This window comes from Actinomycetospora corticicola (assembly GCF_013409505.1).
Classification (GTDB): Bacteria; Actinomycetota; Actinomycetes; order Mycobacteriales; family Pseudonocardiaceae; genus Actinomycetospora; species Actinomycetospora corticicola.
This window is the reverse complement of the sequence record NZ_JACCBN010000001.1, coordinates 5,013,601-5,030,722: the sequence shown is the minus strand read 5'-3', so window position 1 is coordinate 5,030,722 and position 17,122 is coordinate 5,013,601. Positions and strand designations below refer to the sequence as shown.

Annotated in this window: 17 protein-coding genes; 2 read left to right on the top strand and 15 right to left on the bottom strand. The window is 71.9% G+C overall.

Going from position 1 to position 17,122, the window contains the following annotated elements:
• Window positions 1–4: 4 nt before the first annotated feature.
• The 9 genes from BJ983_RS24440 to BJ983_RS24400 form a co-directional block, all read right to left on the bottom strand.
• Window positions 5–1,321 carry an MlaD family protein gene (locus BJ983_RS24440; protein ID WP_179796182.1) on the bottom strand — a complete coding sequence of 439 codons (1,317 nt, stop codon included), beginning with the start codon at window positions 1,319–1,321 and terminating at the stop codon, window positions 5–7.
• Entirely contained in the window at window positions 1,318–2,808 is a 1,491-nt protein-coding gene (locus BJ983_RS24435) for an MlaD family protein (RefSeq protein WP_179796181.1), read from the bottom strand. The genes BJ983_RS24440 and BJ983_RS24435 overlap by 4 nt, the downstream gene beginning before the upstream one ends.
• Entirely contained in the window at window positions 2,805–4,145 is a 1,341-nt protein-coding gene (locus tag BJ983_RS24430; protein WP_179796180.1) for an MlaD family protein, read from the bottom strand. The genes BJ983_RS24435 and BJ983_RS24430 overlap by 4 nt, the downstream gene beginning before the upstream one ends.
• Window positions 4,145–5,557, bottom strand: coding sequence for an MlaD family protein (locus tag BJ983_RS24425; protein ID WP_179796179.1), 1,413 nt, complete (start codon window positions 5,555–5,557; stop codon window positions 4,145–4,147). The genes BJ983_RS24430 and BJ983_RS24425 overlap by 1 nt, the downstream gene beginning before the upstream one ends.
• The gene (locus BJ983_RS24420; RefSeq protein WP_179796178.1) at window positions 5,558–6,829 is read right to left on the bottom strand and encodes an MlaD family protein; all 1,272 of its coding nucleotides are present in this window, start codon (window positions 6,827–6,829) and stop codon (window positions 5,558–5,560) included.
• A gap of 5 nt (window positions 6,830–6,834) precedes the next feature.
• The gene (locus BJ983_RS24415) at window positions 6,835–7,656 is read right to left on the bottom strand and encodes an ABC transporter ATP-binding protein (protein ID WP_179796177.1); all 822 of its coding nucleotides are present in this window, start codon (window positions 7,654–7,656) and stop codon (window positions 6,835–6,837) included.
• A gap of 197 nt (window positions 7,657–7,853) precedes the next feature.
• The gene (locus BJ983_RS24410; protein WP_179796176.1) at window positions 7,854–8,732 is read right to left on the bottom strand and encodes an ABC transporter permease; all 879 of its coding nucleotides are present in this window, start codon (window positions 8,730–8,732) and stop codon (window positions 7,854–7,856) included.
• 10 nt (window positions 8,733–8,742) lie between these two features.
• Window positions 8,743–9,630 (bottom strand): MlaE family ABC transporter permease, encoded by an 888-nt coding sequence (locus BJ983_RS24405; protein ID WP_343054338.1) that lies wholly within the window; start codon window positions 9,628–9,630, stop codon window positions 8,743–8,745.
• A 297-nt stretch (window positions 9,631–9,927) separates the two neighbouring features.
• Window positions 9,928–10,173, bottom strand: coding sequence for a hypothetical protein (locus tag BJ983_RS24400; RefSeq protein WP_179796175.1), 246 nt, complete (start codon window positions 10,171–10,173; stop codon window positions 9,928–9,930).
• Window positions 10,174–10,337: 164 nt separating this feature from the next.
• On the opposite strand from BJ983_RS24400, the gene BJ983_RS24395 reads away from it, so the two are divergent.
• Together BJ983_RS24395 and BJ983_RS24390 are read left to right on the top strand one after the other, a co-directional pair.
• Window positions 10,338–10,775 carry a hypothetical protein gene (locus BJ983_RS24395; RefSeq protein ID WP_179796174.1) on the top strand — a complete coding sequence of 146 codons (438 nt, stop codon included), beginning with the start codon at window positions 10,338–10,340 and terminating at the stop codon, window positions 10,773–10,775.
• 70 nt (window positions 10,776–10,845) lie between these two features.
• Entirely contained in the window at window positions 10,846–11,439 is a 594-nt protein-coding gene (locus tag BJ983_RS24390; RefSeq protein ID WP_179796173.1) for a hypothetical protein, read from the top strand.
• Here the strand turns inward: BJ983_RS24390 and BJ983_RS24385 are convergent.
• The 6 genes from BJ983_RS24385 to BJ983_RS24365 are packed head-to-tail and all read right to left on the bottom strand — an operon-like array spanning window position 11,421 to window position 17,098.
• On the bottom strand, window positions 11,421–11,804 hold the full coding sequence (locus BJ983_RS24385) for an AhpC/TSA family protein (RefSeq protein WP_179796172.1): 384 nt from the start codon (window positions 11,802–11,804) through the stop codon (window positions 11,421–11,423). The two genes, BJ983_RS24390 and BJ983_RS24385, sit on opposite strands and share 19 nt — an antisense overlap.
• Before the next feature lie 27 nt (window positions 11,805–11,831).
• A complete protein-coding gene (locus tag BJ983_RS31850) occupies window positions 11,832–11,963 on the bottom strand; it encodes a hypothetical protein (RefSeq protein ID WP_281376295.1) in 132 nt (43 codons plus the stop codon).
• A complete protein-coding gene (locus tag BJ983_RS24380; protein WP_179796171.1) occupies window positions 11,963–13,375 on the bottom strand; it encodes a radical SAM family protein in 1,413 nt (470 codons plus the stop codon). The genes BJ983_RS31850 and BJ983_RS24380 overlap by 1 nt, the downstream gene beginning before the upstream one ends.
• Window positions 13,372–14,748, bottom strand: a complete 1,377-nt coding sequence (locus BJ983_RS24375; RefSeq protein ID WP_179796170.1) for a dihydrolipoyl dehydrogenase family protein — start codon at window positions 14,746–14,748, stop codon at window positions 13,372–13,374. The genes BJ983_RS24380 and BJ983_RS24375 overlap by 4 nt, the downstream gene beginning before the upstream one ends.
• A complete protein-coding gene (locus BJ983_RS24370; protein ID WP_179796169.1) occupies window positions 14,745–15,446 on the bottom strand; it encodes a TIGR04283 family arsenosugar biosynthesis glycosyltransferase in 702 nt (233 codons plus the stop codon). The genes BJ983_RS24375 and BJ983_RS24370 overlap by 4 nt, the downstream gene beginning before the upstream one ends.
• On the bottom strand, window positions 15,434–17,098 hold the full coding sequence (locus tag BJ983_RS24365; RefSeq protein ID WP_179796168.1) for a radical SAM protein: 1,665 nt from the start codon (window positions 17,096–17,098) through the stop codon (window positions 15,434–15,436). The genes BJ983_RS24370 and BJ983_RS24365 overlap by 13 nt, the downstream gene beginning before the upstream one ends.
• Window positions 17,099–17,122 lie beyond the last annotated feature (24 nt).

Genomic DNA, 17,122 nt, shown 5'->3' with positions numbered 1-17,122 from the left:
GCTCCTATCGACCGGTGGTCTGGTTGTTCGGGGCCGCAGCCGGGCTGGCGGAGCCGGATGCGCCGGTCCCGCACAGCGGCGGCACGCCCGGGATGGTGCACACACCGCCCTGGAGCAGGGCGCGGGCGCTGTTCCTCCCGTTGCCGTCGCCGAGGTCGGAGATCGACCGCACCTGGTAGACGAACGCCGTGAGGTCCGGCAGGTAGGGCAGCAGGTTCGTCGTGATCGGGTTGTCCAGCTGCTTCACGATCGGCTTGAGGTCGGGCGTCGTCCGCTTGACGTCGCTGACGAACGGACGCAGGTCGGCCGCGGTGGGCCGGAGCTTCGCCGCCACCGGCGCGAGCTTGTCGACGGTGGCGCTCGCCGTGTCGACGGTGTCGGTCAGCTTCGAGAGCGAGTCGGGGAGCGTGTCGCTGGCGGCCTTGATGTTGTCCAGCGTCGGGTCGAGCTGGTCGGACAGCCCCTGGATCGCCCCGGTGCTCGACTTGAGCTTCTCGGTGACGCCCGGTAGCTGGTTGAAGCTGTCCCGCAGCTGGTCGCTCCGGTCGGACACCGCCTTCAGCGTGATCTGCAGCGAGTTCGCCAGGTTGGTCAGGCGGACGTCGTTGCCACCCACGGCCTGCGAGAGCTGCCCGACCGCGGTGATGAGCTGACGGATCTTGTCACGCCGCGAGTCCAGCTGGGCCACGACGGGCTTGAGCTCGACGGTGAAGTCGTGGACGGCGTCCACGCCGCCGGGCAGGTCCTGCCCCGCCCGGGCGAGCGCGACGTCGGCCTGGCTCAGCAGCGCGCGGGTGGCCTCCCGGGTGTTCTCGTCCAGGTGGCTCAGCGGCTGGTCGATCTCGACCGGCGAGGTGCTGTTCGCGAGCGGCAGGACCCCCTGCTCGGGCACCGCGGGCGCCGACGGGTTACCGGGGTCGAGCTCGATGTACATGGTGTTCAGCGGCGTGGTGGGCCGCATGACGGCCGTGGCGTTCTGGTAGATCGGCCGGTCGTACAGGTCCTGGTTGATCGACATGAGGACCAGCGCGTGACCCTTGTTGTCGATCTTCGCGTCCTGGATCTGGCCGACCCCGACGCCGTTGATCTGCACGGCCTGGCCGAGGCCAGGGGCCACCGACGCCGCCTCGGCGAAGGTGGCCCAGACCTCGGTCTGGCCCTGCCACGGCGGGGTGAAGCGCTGGTTGGCCAGCACCGTCCCCCCGATCCCGAGACCCAGCACCACGACCACCGCGACGGCGATCACGTTGCGGAGCAGCCCTGGCTCGGTCCGGACGAACTTGGCCGCCCGGCGGAGCCGTCCGGGGTTGTCAGCGCTCATCGGGTCCCTCCGGTGGTTCCCTGCCCCAGCAGGCCGGCGACGGGGGCGGGCACCGCCCCGGTCAGCGCAGCGGTCGGCGCGGCGGTCGCCGCCCCGCCGCCCTGGAGCGCGGTCAGCAGCAGGTAGAGGTTCGGCAGGGAGATGCCGTTCGCGCCGGCGATGCTTCCGGAGCCCACCCCGACGTTGAAGGCGATGCCGTGGCCGTTGGCGTCGTTGTACCCGGCCACGCCGTTGACGCCGCGCAGCATCGGACCGACCTCCTTGTAGAGCTGGTCGGCCGACTCGCGGGTCGTCGGGATCGGCGTGTGACGGCGACCTGCGTCCGCACCTTGGTTCGCCGCGTAGGGCCCCGTGAGGGTGTCGTAGATCGGTCCGTTGACACGGTCCAGCGTCGGGTTCAGCCCGTCGAAGATCGTCGTGAGGTCCCGGCTGACGGGCGTGAGGTCCTGCACCACCGGGCGCAGGTCGTACAGCGCCGCCCGCAGGTCGCCGATCACCGGGCGCGCCTTGACCAGCACCGGGTCGAGGTGGTCCAGGAGCACGCCGGCCTGCTGCACGACGGGGCGGGCGGGGCCGGCGGTGTCGCGCAGGCGGTCCAGCGAGCCGCCGAGCCGGGCGAGGCCCGGCTTGGCGGTGTCGAGCGCGTCGGGCAGCTCCCGGATCGCCTGCGAGGTCGCCTTGCTCGAGTCCCGGAAGGCGGTGGTGGTGGCGTGGAGGTTCCCGAGGATGGACTCGATCTGCCCGTCCTGGCGGGAGAGCACCGCGGTGGTCTGCTGGAGCCCGTTCACCACGGCGGGCAGGTCGGTGCCCGGCTGCGTGCCCTGCAGCGAGTCGATGACCCCGGCGCCCGGGCCGAGCACGGACGGCGCGTCCTTCGCCAGGCCCTGGAGCGACTGCCCCGCGCCCGCCTTGAACGCGCGGTCGAAGCCGTTGATCGCACCGGGGATGCCCTTGATGGCGTCCGGCTGGATCGCCTGGACGACCGCGCCGACCTCCGTCGGGAGCTGCGTGCGCTCGATCGGGATGTCGTCGACCCACGGCTGCGTGCGGTCGCCGCCCGGGATGATGTCGATGTAGATGACACCGCCGAGGAGGCTGACCGGACGCACGTTCGCCGAGGGGGCGGAGCCGACCTTCTGCGCGACGTCGTCCGCGATCCGCAGGTGCATCACCGCGGTACCGTCCGGCTGACGCTCGACCGAGTCGATGCGTCCGACCTCGACGCCGCCGACCTTCACCTTGCTGGAGTTGTCCAGGATGAAGTAGTCGCCGGTGGTGTGCACGTCACGCGTGGTGAAACCCCACATGAGGTACTGCTGCCACTCGGATTTCGTGATCCCGAGGAGCATGCCGATGGCGATGACGACGGCCACGACGGTGCCGACGAGCGCGTAGTTGACCTTGCGGACGTTCGGGCGCTTGACGGTGCCGTTCTCCCCGCCGTTCCCGCCGTCGCCCTTGCCGGGCAGCACGGAGCTGAGCTTCATCGGTGGTTCCCTCCGCCCCAGCTGCTGCCGTGGTCACCCCAGCTGTCACCGTGGTCGTTGTCGTTGAAGTTCGGCTGCGGGCACGTCACGTTGTTGACCGCGTTGAGCTCGGTCCGGATCGGCACACCGCCGATGAGGCCGCCCTGCGGGACGAGCTCGAAGCGGGCCGCGTTGCCCGTCTCGTCGCCCTGCTTCGTGACCTCGGCCAGGCTGGAGAAGACCTCGCCGACCCCGGTCTGCGCGTTCTTGTAGCGGTCGGCCTGCGAGCGCATGTCGGCCAGGCACACCAGCGGGAGCCGGGCGTTCTGGGCCGCCGTGCGGATGTCCACGATCAGCGGACGCAGGTCGCGCAGGGCGGGGGTGAGGGCCTTGAGGGCCGGCTGCCCGACGTCGGAGACACCGGGGACCTTGTCCAGGACCGGCGGTGCCTCACGGAGGACGCCGCGCACGTCCGGGGTCGCCCCCGCCAGGTCGCGGACCCCGGGGCGGATGTTGGTGACGGCCGCGGTGGTCGTCTCCAGCGGCTGCTGCAGGTCGATCAACGCCTTGCGGACGTCCCGGAGCGCACCCGGCGCCACCTGCAGCAGGTCGCCCAGCGACTTCCCGCGGTCGACGTTGACGGCGTCGAACGTCGTCGCGAGCTGCCGGTTGAGGTCGGTGATCTGCTGCTGGCGACCCTCGAAGCGATCGGAGAGGTTGCGCAGCGAGGTCAGGACGGTCTGGATGTCCCGTCCGTTGTTGTTGTTGAGCGCCTGCGCCACCGTCCCGAGCCGCGGGAGGTTGTACGAGATGCCGTCGACCGCGTCGCTGAGGTCCTTGCCGTGGCCCTCGAGGCCGGCCCCGAGCTGCCCGAGCGCGCCCTGGGCCGCGAGGGTCGTCCTCGGGTCGAAGATGTCGGCCAGGTCCAGGATCTCGACGGCGGGCTGGGTCTGGCTCGTCGGGATGACGGCGTCGGAGGCGAGCGTCCCCGATGCCTGGTCGCCGCGGGCGATGTTGACGTACTTCTGCCCCAGGCCCGAGCGGGAGACGACGGTGACGACGGCGTTCTTGAACACCGGCCGCGTGTCGTCGAAGGCGAGCCGCACCGTGGCGACGCCGCCACCCTCGTAGTCGATGGAGTCGACCCGGCCGACGCGGACGTCGGCCTCGCGGAGGTCGTCACCGACGTGCAGGTCACCGGTCTCGGTGAACTGCGCCTTGACGTAGGTGTGGTCCTGACCCGGGAACCCCTTGGCGGAGTTCAGGGCGAACAGGGCGATCAGCGCCGAGGCCACGACCACGACGACGCCGATGACGCCGGAGGTGAAGCGTGCCGACCGCTTCGGCTTGCCGGCCATCAGCGTCCTCCCATGAGGGTGCCCAGAGCGCTCTGCTCCTGGGTCGGGGTGAGACCGGTGGCGCTCCCGGAGGCGGTGGGCTGGCCCTGGAGCAGCGTGTTCCCTGCGGTGGGGAGCACCTGGGGAAGGCCGGCGGGGAGCCCGGCCGGAGCGCCGAGGACGAAGAAGACGCGGAAGTAGTGGCTCAGCGCGTCACCGCCGTTGGTGGTGAGCGCCCAGTTGTGCAGGAAGCCGAGCAGCCCCTGGATCCGCGGGTCCTGGCAGTTCGCGACCGGCGCCGCCGGTCCGCAGACCTTGTCGGGCCCCGTGCCGTACGGGCCACCGATGTTCTTCGAGAGCGAATCGACGATCGGTCGGGCCGCGTGGACCGTGTCGTACAACGGCTTGCCGGTCGTCTTCGCCTCGGCCGCGAGCGGCCGGGCCTCGTCGAGCAGCTCGTTGGCGCGGTCGAGCAGCGGGTTCAGCGACTCCAGCGCGGGCTGCGCGGAGTCGGTGAAGGTGCTCAGCTCGCCGGAGATCGCCGCGAGGTTGTCCGAGGTCGGACGCAGGTTCGCCAGCGTCTCCTGGGTGGCCCCTGCCGTGCCGGTCAGGTCGTCGAGCGTCTTCTGGGCGGCCGACAGGGTCGAGGGCAGCTCGGTCAGCGTGTCGCGGAGCTGCTGCTCCTTCGCCGCGGTGGTGGCGAGGAGGTCCGTCGCGGAGCCCACCGTGCGGTCCAGGGTCTTCCCCTGGTCCGCGGCGAGTCCGTTGGTCACCGGCTGGACCTGGTCGATGACCTGGCCGAGCAGCTGGTTCTGCCGACCCAGCGAGTTCGCCAGCGCCGCCGTGTCGCCGAAGGCCGGCTGCAGCTCGCGGATGAGGGTCTGGACCTTCATGCCCCGGTCCTCGACGCCGCCGCCGAGGGTGCGCAGGATCGACGAGAGGCCGGCCGCGGTCGGGTCGTTCAGCGCCTGGACGATGTTCTGGTAGTCCTCGGCGAACGCGGTCTGCGTCACCGGGATGGACTGGCCCGCCTCGAGCACCGGCGCCGACGGGGTGCCCGGGTCGAGGTCGATGAACTTCTCACCGATGAGGCTGAGCTGCCGGATCGTCGCCTTGGCGTCGGTGTGCAGCGGCAGCGCCTTCTGCTCGAGGTTCATCGGCACGATGGCGAGCTTGCGGTCGGGGTCCACCGTGGAGTCACCGGTGGTGCCGACGACGACGCCGCCGATCTTGACCTGCGCCTGGCTGGTCATCGAACCGATGTTCTTGAACTCGGCGACGACGAGCTGCCCGTCGCCCTGGGCCGCCGCGAGGCTCGTGGTCGCGGCCGTGGCCCCGAGGAGCGCCACGAGCGCGAGCAGCAGGATCTTGACCTTGCCGACCGACCGGAACGGGCTCGGGCCGGAGGTAGTACGCGGGGAGCGCGTGGCCATCTAGTTCAGTCCTCCGAGTCCGTTCGCGACCTTGTTGATCACGCCGCCACCCGTGCCGCCGAGGGGACCCTGGTGCTCCGGGGTGCAGCCGCGCTCGATCGACTTCGCGAACGCCGCGCCGAGGTCGACAGGGGTGTCGTCGACGCTCTCCGGGCCTTCACGGACCGGGACGTGGACGTACTGGCCCTTCGCGTCGTAGTAGGCCGACGCGGAGCCCCAGGTGGACAGGAAGCCCACGGCACAGGGGGAGAAGGGCTGCAGCTCGCGGACGATGGGGGCGTACTTGCCGAACGTGTCCCCGACCTTCGGCAGGGTCACGTCGCCGCTGTCGAGCAGGCCCGGGGTCACGTCGAGCAGCTGGGAGGCCGCCTCGAGCGTGGGCTTCAGCTCCGCGATGGTGGGACGGAGGTCCTTGAGCACGGGAGCGAGGTGCGAGGCGACCGACGGCAGCTTGTCCGTCGTGGTCTTCGCGTCCTCGAGCAGCGGCACCGTGGCGTCCGTCGTGCCCGGGACCTTGCCCAGCGTGTCCTTCGCCTGGTCGAGCACCGGCGGGAGCTTGTGGAGAACGTCCCCGAGCTGCTGGCGCACCTGCGCGGTGTCGTTGGCGCTCACCGACAGGTCGTTCACCACGCCGGACAGGTCCTGGCTGCGGGCGCCGATCCGGGCCACGAGCCCGTTGGTGTCGGTGACGAGCTGGTTGATCGCGGGCCCGTCGAGGGCCACGCCCTTGAGCACGTTGCCGATCGCGACGAAGGCAGGACCCGCCGTGCCGAGGGTGTTGTTCAGGTCCTGCTCGTGGCCGGCCAGTGTCGTCCGCAGCTGGTCCACCACCGGCGCGATGCGGCTCCGGGTGGCGGGGTCCAGCCCGGCGAGGACGTCGCTGAGCTCCATCGGCTGCGGCATCTTCCCCTCGATGCGGCCGCCGTTCGGGATCTCCGGATTGGTGACCGGGCCGTCGTTGACCTGGATGCGGCGCTCACCGACCGTCGAGCTCCACTGCACGAACACGACCGCGCCCGCGTGGAAGGGCGCCACGTCGCGGTCCGCGGCGATGGTGATCTCGGCGCCCTGCCCCGAGGGGACGAGGCTGTCGACCGTGCCCTTGTCGAACCCGTTGATGAGCACCGGGGCGCCCACGATGATGTTCGGGTTGCCGGCCGGCAGGAATGCCGTCGCCTTGTAGCTCGTCGGCGTCACGAACAGGGTGACGGCGCCGGCCACGAGCAGGAGGATGATCACCCCCGCGAGGACGCGGGCGCGTGTGGATCGCATGTCGGTCAGTCCATTCCGAGGGGGCCGGCCGAGTCGCCGGCGAGGAACTGCTTGACGAACGGGTCTTCGAGTTCGAAGGCTTCCTTGGCGGGGCCGTAGTGCACGACCTCGCCCTTCCAGATGACGCCGATGTAGTCACTGACCTTGCGCGCGGTCGCCATGTCGTGAGTGACCAGCAGATACGTGCCGCCGTGGCGGGAGTGGACATCGAGGATGATGTCGCAGAGCAGGCTGGTGCGAACCGGGTCGAGACCCGAATCGGGCTCGTCGAAGATGACGAACTCGGGGTCCATCACCATCGCCCGCGCGAAGCCGGCGCGCTTCTTCATACCGCCGGAGATCTCGTTCGGAGCCTTGTGGGCGGAATGGCCGAGACCGACCTCCTCGAGGAGCGGCATGACCTTCGCCTCGATCTCCGACTCCGACATCTTGGTGTGCGTGCGGAGCGGGAAGGCCGTGTTGTCGTAGAGGTTCATCGACCCGAAGAGCGCGCCGTCCTGCCAGCACACGCCGAACCGCGTGCGCATGGAGTAGCGCTCGTCCTCGGACATCGCCCAGATGTCGTCGCCGTCGACCAGGACCTCGCCGGTGTCCGGCTCGAGCAGGCCGACGAGGTGCTTGATCAGCACGCTCTTGCCCGTGCCCGAGGGCCCGAGCACGGTCGTGATCGAGTTCTCGACGAAGTCGAAGTTGATGTTCTTCATGACCTGGGACGACCCGAACGACTTCGACAGGTTGTGCACCTGCAGCTTGCTCGTGGTGCCCGGGACCTTGCCGCTGCTCGACTGCGTGGGGCCCTGCTGCTGCACGCCCCGGGCCGTGTTCATGGGGATGGGTTCGGTTTCCGACATGACTGCCCTCCGGGAGCGCCTTTTCCCGTCAAACGACGGGGGACGACGAGAGTTACGGAATGTTCGCGAGTGGGTACGACATTCAGTGGACAAACGAAAAAAGGCACGACCCAGCCCCAGGGGAACCCCTCGAGGTCCCCTGGACCTGGGTCGTGCCTAGATTTCCGGAACGGTCAGTTGGAGATCGGCGCGTTCACGTCGATGCCCCAGAAGAACAGTGTCCCGAGTGCGCCGATCACCGAGATCAGCACCATGTTGAGAATCATCGATTTCGCTGTCGCCTGACCCACCCCGACGGGTCCGCCACTCGCGTTGTAGCCGTAGTAGAGGCCGACTCCGCAGATGACGAGCGATTCCACCATCACTTTCGTGAGTGAGGCGAAGAGGTCGTAGGGGCTCTGATAGAGCCAGAAGATGTAGAAGTAGCCACCGGGCGAGACCTCGCCGATGTTGACCACCGTCATCAGGTACTGGCCCAGGTAGAGCATCCCGAGGCCCGTGGCCCAGAGGAACGGGAAGGCGATCATCGCGGAGGCGATGCGCGTACCGACCAGGTAGCTCTTGGACTTGACGCCCATGACCTCCATGGCGTCGATCTCGTCGGAGATGCGCATGGAGCCGATCTCGGCGACGTAGCCGCAGCCGACCTTGGCCGCGAGGATCCAGCCCCACATGTAGACCGAACACTCGCGCAGGCCGCAGTAGGCGTTGAACACGCCGGAGTACAGCGGGGCGCCGATCTGCTTGAGGACGTAGCCGGCCTCGAGGCCGCACTCCAGCCCCATGATGAACATCATCATCCAGAGCACGAGGGCGCTGGAGATGATCAGGAGGCCGAGCTGGCGGAACATCTCCGGGACGTAGCGCCGGATCATGTCCGGGAAGTCGCGGATGGTGCCCTGGACGAAGACGCCGATCTCGCCGGCGACGTGGAGACCGTCCCTGACCTTCGCACCCAGGGTGGAGAAGGAGACGGTGACCGGCTCCGGCTTGGGCGCCCGGTTCGGCGCGCTCTCCCGGTCGAGCTGTCTCGTCTGGTCGTCGATGCTCATGCTGCCCCCCTCACTTGAAGACGTAGAGCGACGGGCTGAGGCCGAGCAGCAGGCTCGTGAACACGAAGTTCACGATCCAGACGCCGGCGAAGGCGATGACGACGGACTGGTTCACGGCGCGACCGACGCCGATCGAGCCGCCCTTGACGTTCAGGCCCATGTAGGTGGAGACCACCCCGATCACCAGCCCGAACACCGCGGCCTTCCCGAGGCTCGCGATGACGTCGGGCAGGTTGAGCAGGTCGTACATGCTCGCGATGTAGGCGGGCAGGTTGGCCCCGAACACCGGACCGGCGGCGAGGTAGCCGCTCACCAGACCCATGATCAGCGCCATGATGTCGAAGATCGCCGTCATGAAGGTGATGGCGAGGACCCGCGGGAGGACCAGCGTCCGCACCGGGTCGACGCCGAGGACCTCCATGGCGTCGAGCTCCTCGCGGATCTTGCGGGCGCCGAGGTCGGCGGTGACCGCCGTCCCGACCACGCCGGCGACCACCATGCCGTCGATGAACGGGGCGAACTCCCGGATGCTCGCGAACACGAAGAAGGAGCCGAGCCGGGAGGGGATGCCGAAGATGTGGAAGATCGCGCCGCCGGACAGGCCGGGGGCCCCGAAGCCGAACCCGAAGGTGGCCACCGCCATCGGGAACCAGCACAGCTTGAGGATGCTGTAGCTCTGGTCGCGGGTGTCGGCCCAATAGCCGTAGGGCTGCCGGATCGCCATCCCGAAGACGCGGAAACCGAGGCGGAAGATCTCGCCGATGGTGACGAGCGGGTCCAGCGACTTCCCGATCCACCGCGGCGGGGTCAGCGTCGAGCTGCGCTCCCGGGTGTCGGGGATGGCTCCCGCGGTCCCGGGCACCGAGCCGCCGTCCAGCCTGCTGGTGTCGGTGCTCACTGGGCTTCCTCCTCTCGAGAGACCCACGCAGATGCTGTGCGGATCACGTCGCGCTCAACGTGGACGTCACACCGACGTCACGTCGTCCCTGCCGAAAGGGGCAGAGAACCTCGCCCTACGAGGGGGTGTCGGACGGAGACACGCCGACCGAGGGGCCCTCACGGAGCGGAGGCCCGTGTGTGCGCGCGGCCACGGACCCCCGACGACCATGGTCGGCGTGGGACAGCAGCCGAACATCTGCCTCAGGGAGGACATGCCGTACCCCTTGGGGGGTCGGTCACCCCCGGACGCCGGGGCTCAGGCGGGGAAGAGGTGGGTGAAGCCCACCCACACGAGCGCCAGCGCGGCGAGTACCCCCACGGCCACCGCCGCTCCCGTGGCGCGCGCGGTGCCCACCCGGCCGTCCTGGTGGTAGCGGTAGGAGGTCCGCACGCCGAGGAAGCCGAGCCAGCAGATCAGCGCCACCGCGAGTCCGACCGCGGACCGGGCCCAGCAGGGCGCGCCCGGGTCGGAGACCAACCCCTGGTGTACCGCTGCGAGCATCCCGCTCCTCCTCGCTCGACGTCGTCCGTCGCCACGAGCGTCGCCGGGCCGGACCCACCACCGCGTCTCCCCCGGGAGGGTGATCGCTGACCCCAACGACCCGCCACCGGCCCCGGTGCGCCCGCGATGGCCGCCGCCGGTCCAGGTGTGGTCCGATCCCGCGCATGGACGAGGGCGACTACGACGTCGAGTCTCCGGTGTGGTGGGACCCGAAGGTCCGCCGCGTCGTCCTGGACGCGAGTTCGTTCGAGCCGGCCCTGTTCCTGGTCCGCGGCACCACGTTCGTGCTCGCGACGGTGGCCGGCGTGGTCTGCTCGGGGGACCTGGGAGCGGCCGACCACGCCTGGCCGGAGGTCGCCGGGCTCCCGGTCTGCGACCTCACCGTCGAGGGCCGGACCCACCGGATGTACTTCTGCCACCCCCACCCGCGGGCGCGCACCTTCGAACCCGCGATGGTCGAGCGGATCACCGCGGCGGTCGTCGCGGCGGGCCACCCGGGAGGGGTGTGGACCCGCCGGATCTCGGTGATGCGGATGCCGTCCCACACGAGCCTCAACCCGGGCGGGAAGCGCATGCAGCGGTTCCGGGCCCTGGTGGGCTGAGCGCTAACGTCTGTCCGATTGGCGTAGCTTCCGCTGGACGGACCAGTGGCGTGCGACCGGGAGGCCCACGATGTATCCGACGGCGGACGTACTCCTCCCCACGTGGTGGCGGGCGGTCTGGGTGGTGCTCCTCCTCGGTGTCCTCGTGGTCCTGGCCCTCGCCGCGGCCCGGGTGACCGGTCGCCCCCGGGCCTGGCACGCCGTGTACGCGGGCGCCGCGGCCTGCATGGTCGTCATGTACGCGGCCAACCCGATGGACACCCCGGGCTTCAACGGTGCGGCACTGACCGTGTTCGTGATCGCGCTGATCGGGCTCGCGACCGTCGTCGTCGCCGGATTCCGGGGCGGGATCACCGCGCCCTGGGTGATCGCGGTGGTCGACGTGGTCACGCTGGCCTACATCCAGATCCCGGCGGACGTCCGGCCGGTGATCGTCTGCGTGCTCTTCGCCTGCTACCTCGCGGTGCAGGTCGCGCTGCGGCTCACCGTCGCCGTCCGGGCGCTGCGCGGCGCCCCGCAGCGGGCCTCCCGGACGCTCGTCGACCCGAGCGGTCGTCCGACGTCCGACGGTCTGGCGGCTCCGACCACCACCCGCGCCGACGCCGTGGTGCCGATCGCCCTGGCCGTGCTCGCGCTCGGCATGCTCTACATGCTCTCGGTCTGAGCTCGCGCCGCCGCCACCACGACGGCGGGGTTGACCCGGTCCACCGGCGTGCGCGGCAGCCAGCGCCGGACCGCGACGCCGTCGACGACCACGGCGTCCCCGCCCATCTGGTGCACGTCGACCCGGCCCACGGGCACCGGCCCGGTCCGCGCCGCGCGGCGGTAGAAGGCCAGCGTGCGCGGTGACCACACCCGCCACCAGGGCGCCCGCCCCATGCCGAGGCGGGCGTGGAGTCGGCGTGCGGGGTCGGCCAGGAACGGCGCGGTCCACCCGAGGTGGTCGACGAGCGGAGCGAGGTCGCCGGGGGCCTCGAACCCCACCGCGACGACGGGGACGTCACCTGCGGCCGAGGCCTCCGTGGCCACCTGGACCAGATGGTGCTGGCAGGGCAGTCAATGCCGGTGCCGGATCACCACGAGGGCGGCCGGACCGTCCAGGGCCCCGAGGTCGACCACGCGACCGTCGCGGACGTCGGGGAGCACCAGGCCGGCGAGGTCCACCGGGTCGGTCCGCAGCCGGGGCATCAGCGGCGCACCGGCGTGATCGGCAGCAGTCGCCGGAGCTCGGCGTTCTCCCCCGGGTCGAGCACGGAGTGCTGGACGCACGCCGGGACCAGCGACCCGTCGTCAGGATGGGCCATCGTGTAGTGACAGGCGGCGAGCCGCTCCTGGATGTCGCGCACGGACGGGTCGGCGGCGACCTCCCCGCGCTGCGTCGCCTCCCAGGCGGGCGCGACGTCGGCGGCATCGATGAACGAGTGCATCACCACCGACATCGGCCGGGCCCCGTGCCGGAGCACGCGGCGCAGACCGCTGAGGGTCGAGCTCCGCTCCGCTCCGTCTCCCACCGCCAGCACCCGTCGTCGGGACCAGCCGAGCGCGATCGGCACGGTCCGGGGATGCCGGAGCACCACCCGGAGGACCTTCACCAGGAGGACCGGGGCGCTCGACCCGATGAAGTTCACCGGCCCGAAGTGCTCGAGGAACGCGTCGCGGGCGGCGAGGTCGCGCGGGTCGTCGCCGTCGGCGAGCGGGTACCACCGTTCGCCGACCCAGAAGCCGTAGACGACGCGGTTGCACCGCAGGTCCCCGTGCTGGACGAACGTGTGGTCCAGCCGGGCGCCGAGGCCGCGCTCGATCTCGGCCCAGACGTCGTCGTCGGTCATGGCGCGGTAGGGCTCGTGCCAGCGACGGTGGTCCCCGACGAAGGCGGCGGGCTGGAAGGCGAGCATGCCGAACCCCATGCGGCCGGCCGCGTGTGCGACCTCGGCGACCTCGGCGAGGTTGGCGGGCGACACCGTCATCGTGTGGGCCACGAAGAAGCGCACGCCGTGCTCGCGGCGCAGGCGCTCGAAGCGCTCCACGAAGGCGCGCCGGTAGGGGTGCAGGGACGCCTCGTCGGGCGGACGGGGGATGCCGCGCCGGCCCGTCATGAGCGAGTCGAAGTGCCCGGCGAACGAGATCCGGCGCAGGCGCCGGCGTCCGTCGGGGCCGAGCGCGAGGCGTTCCAGGTAGTCGTCGTCGAGGTCGCCGTGGGTCATGCTCATCGGCTCGCGGCCGTGACCGCGCATCGTCAGGAGCGCGGCGGCGTGGTCGTCCGGGCCGAGCAGCGTCACCTCCCCGCCGATGAGCTGCGCGTGCGCGACGGGGCCCCGGCGACGGCGCAGCAGGGCCATCTGCGCGTCGACCTCGCCCACGGTGTGGGCGCCGTCGGTCCGCACCCGGTTGGCGTCGCGGGAGTGGTAGCAGGGGGTGCAGGACAGGTTGCAGCGCGGGAAGACGCCGTGGGTGCCCTCGCAGCCGACGGCGTGCCGTCCGATGACCTGCGCCGGGGTCCGTGCGATCGCGGGGAGCTCGGCCCAGCGCCGGGCGAGGGCCGCGACGAACTCCGGGTCGGCGGGTCGGGTGCTCCGCCACCAGGCGCGGAGCCGCCTCACCGCCGGCCCGCCCGCCGGAGCGTGACGCCGGGGCCGCTGCCGGTGGCGAGCGCCGCCGCGGCCTGGCGGACGGCGAGGGTCCACGTCGGGTAGGCGTGGACGGTCTGCGCGAGGCGTCCCGTGACCGCACCGATCCGCATCGCCAGTGCCACCTCCGCGATCATCTCCCCCGCGTGCGCCGCCACGATCGTCGCACCGAGCAGCCGTCCCCCGCCGACGCGCCGCAGCCCGTCGCGGGTCAGGCGCGAGGTCCCGGGCAGCGGGCCGGCGACGAGGCGGACGAACCCGTCCTCCCGTCCCGCGGTGACGGCCCGGTCCACGGCGGACAGCGGGATCTCCGCGACCCACGCGTCCGGTCCGGCCTCGTCCTCGGGGAGGCCGACGGTGGCCACCTCCGGGTCGGTGAACACCGCGCGGGGGATGCGGTCGGCGCGGAAGCGGTGCCGCCGCCACCGCGGTCGGCCGAGGTTCCCGACGGCGAGCCGTCCCATCTCGTCGGCGGCGTGGGTGAGGGGCGAGAGCCCGGTGACGTCGCCGACCGCGAAGACGCCGGGCGCGGTGGTGGCCAGGTGCCCGTCGACGACGACGGCGCCGCGAAGGTCGACGGCGACCCCTGCTCGGTCGAGGGCGAGGCCCGTCGTCGTGGGGCGTCGGCCCGCGACGACGAGGAGGCGGTCGGCCTCGATCCCCGCCACCCGCACCCGGTCGCCCGGCAGCGCCTCGACCCCGTCGGGGGTGGTGCCGGGCCGCAGATCGACGCCGTCCCGCCGCAACGCGTCGGCGACCACCGCGCCCGCGTCGGCGTCGAGGCCGGGGAGCACCTGCCGTGCGCGATCGACGAGCGTGACGGTGGTGCCGAGCCGCGCGAACGCCTGGGCGAGCTCGCACCCGGCGGGCCCCGCCCCCAGGACCACCAGCGTCTGCGGGGCGTCCTCGAGCGCGAAGACGGTGTCGGTGGTCAGCGGGCGGGCGGCCGCGAGCCCGGGCAGGTCCGGGAGCAGCGGATCCGCTCCGGTGGCGAGGACGACGCGGGGCGCCGAGAGGACGCTGCCCCCGACCGTGATCCGCCGGTCGCCGGTGAAGCCCGCCCGCCCCTCGACGACGTCGACGCCCTCGCCGCGCAGGACCGTCGCGGTCTCGGTGGCGGCGACCCGGGCGACGGTCGCCCGCACCCGGGCGAACGTGTCGGCGGCCCCGGTCCCCGCGGCCGCCGCGGCGAGCAGCGTCTTCGAGGGCACGCAGCCGGTGAACGTGCAGTCGCCGCCGATCGGACCGTCCGTCACCAGGGCGGTCGAGAGCCCCGCGCGGACCCCGGCGCGGGCGGCGGAGAGTCCGCCGGCGCCGGCGCCGATCACGAGCAGGTCATGGGTCATCGGCGCTGCGCCTCGTAGCGGCGGCGGATGACCTCGGGCTCGGTGCCGAGGAGGTACTGCAGCTTGTAGACCTGCATGAGCACCAGCATCCGGAACGGCCCCTGCTCCACCAGTCGTCGGGCGGAGGCCGTACACGTCGTCGGCAGGACCGCGAGGCGCCCACGGCGGGCGAGGCGCCGGGACATCTCGAGGTCCTCCATGATCGGGATCGCCGGGAAGCCGCCCACCTCGTCGAACACGGTGCGCCGGACGAACATCGCCTGGTCGCCGAAGATCCAGTGCAGGTACCGGGCCCGCAGGTTCGAGGTCCACTGCAGCCACCGCAGCACCGGGCCGTCACGGTCGAAGCGCAGCCGGCAGCCCCCGCCGACGACCCGGGGGTCCGCGAGCGCCGCCCGCAGCAGGGGCAACGCCCGCGGATCCACCTCGGCGTCGGCGTGCACGAACCAGAGGACCTCGCCCCGCGCCGCCGCCGCACCCGCGTTGAGCTGCGGCCCGCGCCCGCCGTCCGCGTGGACGACCATGGCGAACGGTTCCGCCCGCGCCACCGTGGCGTCGCGGCTCCCGCCGTCGACGACGATCAGCTCGCAGTCGGCGAACGACGCCCGGAGGCCCCGGAGCGTCCGCTCGATCCCCGCCTCCTCGTCGCGGACCGGGACGACGATCGAGACGGTGGGCACGGTGCTCAGACCGCGCACCGGTAGATCGTCGGCAGCGACCCGTCGCGCTGCCGGAGGGTCAGGAAGCGCTCCACGACCCGACGGCGGGCCTCGACCAGCGACAGCTCCGGGCCGCCGACGAGCAGGTCGGGCGAGGTCGCCCGGTCGGCCCCGGCCGGGTGCCAGAACCAGCCGTCGGCGGCGACGGTGAGTTCGGGGACGGTGCCGGCCTGGTCGACCGGCATCCCGTCGGTGGAGTGCCCGCGGGCCACGAGCGGCCGGACCGCCACCTGGTCCGGGGCGACGTCGTGGCGTGCGAGGAGGTCGCGCAGCGCGTCGCCCTGACCCGCGTTGGCGCTCGTCTCGGTCATCCCCACCCGGACCGGGAGGCCCAACGACCGGGCGACGTCGACCCCCGCGAGCGCGCGGGCCCAGGAGCCGCGGCCGCGTTGCGCGTCGTGGGCGGCCTCGGTGCCGTCGAGCGAGGTCTGCAGTGTCAGCCCGGGGCGACCCGCGAGGCGCCCGAGCTCCTGCCGACGGCGGCCGCGGTAGAGCATCCCGTTCGTCAGGCAGACGACCGGGAGCCGCTCGGAGGCGTAGAGCAGCATCTCGACGAGGTCGGGCTCCAGGAACGGCTCGCCCCCGGTCACGTAGATCTCGCCGACCCCGGCGTCGACGGCCTCGTCCACCAGCGCGGTGAAGCGGTCGAGGCCGAGTCGCCGCGGGACCGCCCGCGGGGAGGAGGCCACCGAGCAGTAGCCGCAGGCGAGGTTGCAGTCGAAGTTCGTGTAGATCCAGAGCCGGTCGGGGAAGAGCGCGGAGCCGAACAGCGGGACGACGGGTCGCTCGGAGGGCGCCGGCTCCTCGCCGCTCAGCTGCGCCAGCACCGAGCGGTAGAGCTGGAAGCGGCCGCGGGAACGTTCCGTGGGCGGAAGGATCTCCAGGCAGGAGGTCCACCACCCGGTCTCGATCACCTCGGCGAACGCCTCCGGTAGGCCGGCGGCCCGGATCGAGGCCGCCTGCGCGCGCCAGTCGTAGTCCAGCGGGACCAGCTCGACGGACGCGGACCCGTCGTCGAGATCGAGCAGGGCGTACCAGACGTGGCGCCCGCCGTCGTTGGCCGGACGTCCGAGCACCCCGACGTTGACCGCGAGCGTCTCGCCGCCGTCGGAGCGCGTGATCGTCCGGGTCCACGGGAGGCCGGAGTGGGTGCAGCAGACGACGTCCGCGCCCGAGGCGTCGGCCCGCAGGCGGTGGGCGTCGTCGTCGAGCGACTCCCACCAGAAGTCGTTGAGCGCGAGCGGTGACCCGTGGACGAGGTGCAGGTCGACGCCCCCGACGGCGAGACGCCGCTCGGTGGACAGCGTGGTCATCCAGGACGCGAACGCCTCGGAGGTGTGCGCGAAGGTGTAGTCGTAGGCGATCTGCCCGAAGACGTTGTCGGTGTCGTCGGTGTAGCCGCACAGGCAGTCGGCCTGGCGGGAGCCGATCGCGACCTCGTAGTTGCCGGCGATGCACTCGACCCCGTGCTCCTCGAGCAGCGGCCACACCGCCTCGGGTTCGGCCCCGTAGGCGCCGAGGTCGCCGAGGCAGATCAGGCGCTCGGCCCCCCGACGGCGGGCGTCGGCCACGAAGGCGCGCAGGGCGTAGGGGTTCGAGTAGATCCCCCCGCACAGCGCCAGGCGTGTCACACCTCCACCGTAGGCGAGAGTCCG

What these genes read in the sequence shown, in the direction of transcription:
- BJ983_RS24400 (WP_179796175.1), bottom strand. Translation starts at nt 10,173, where the DNA reads ATGCTCGCAGCGGTACACCAGGGGTTGGTCTCCGACCCGGGCGCGCCC.
- BJ983_RS24415 (WP_179796177.1), bottom strand. Translation starts at nt 7,656, where the DNA reads ATGAACACGGCCCGGGGCGTGCAGCAGCAGGGCCCCACGCAGTCGAGC.
- BJ983_RS24375 (WP_179796170.1), bottom strand. Translation starts at nt 14,748, where the DNA reads ATGACCCATGACCTGCTCGTGATCGGCGCCGGCGCCGGCGGACTCTCC.
- BJ983_RS24425 (WP_179796179.1), bottom strand. Translation starts at nt 5,557, where the DNA reads ATGGCCACGCGCTCCCCGCGTACTACCTCCGGCCCGAGCCCGTTCCGG.
- BJ983_RS24440 (WP_179796182.1), bottom strand. Translation starts at nt 1,321, where the DNA reads ATGAGCGCTGACAACCCCGGACGGCTCCGCCGGGCGGCCAAGTTCGTC.
- BJ983_RS24390 (WP_179796173.1), top strand. Translation starts at nt 10,846, where the DNA reads ATGTATCCGACGGCGGACGTACTCCTCCCCACGTGGTGGCGGGCGGTC.
- BJ983_RS24410 (WP_179796176.1), bottom strand. Translation starts at nt 8,732, where the DNA reads ATGAGCATCGACGACCAGACGAGACAGCTCGACCGGGAGAGCGCGCCG.
- BJ983_RS31850 (WP_281376295.1), bottom strand. Translation starts at nt 11,963, where the DNA reads ATGCCCCGGCTGCGGACCGACCCGGTGGACCTCGCCGGCCTGGTGCTC.
- BJ983_RS24395 (WP_179796174.1), top strand. Translation starts at nt 10,338, where the DNA reads ATGGACGAGGGCGACTACGACGTCGAGTCTCCGGTGTGGTGGGACCCG.
- BJ983_RS24435 (WP_179796181.1), bottom strand. Translation starts at nt 2,808, where the DNA reads ATGAAGCTCAGCTCCGTGCTGCCCGGCAAGGGCGACGGCGGGAACGGC.
- BJ983_RS24420 (WP_179796178.1), bottom strand. Translation starts at nt 6,829, where the DNA reads ATGCGATCCACACGCGCCCGCGTCCTCGCGGGGGTGATCATCCTCCTG.
- BJ983_RS24430 (WP_179796180.1), bottom strand. Translation starts at nt 4,145, where the DNA reads ATGGCCGGCAAGCCGAAGCGGTCGGCACGCTTCACCTCCGGCGTCATC.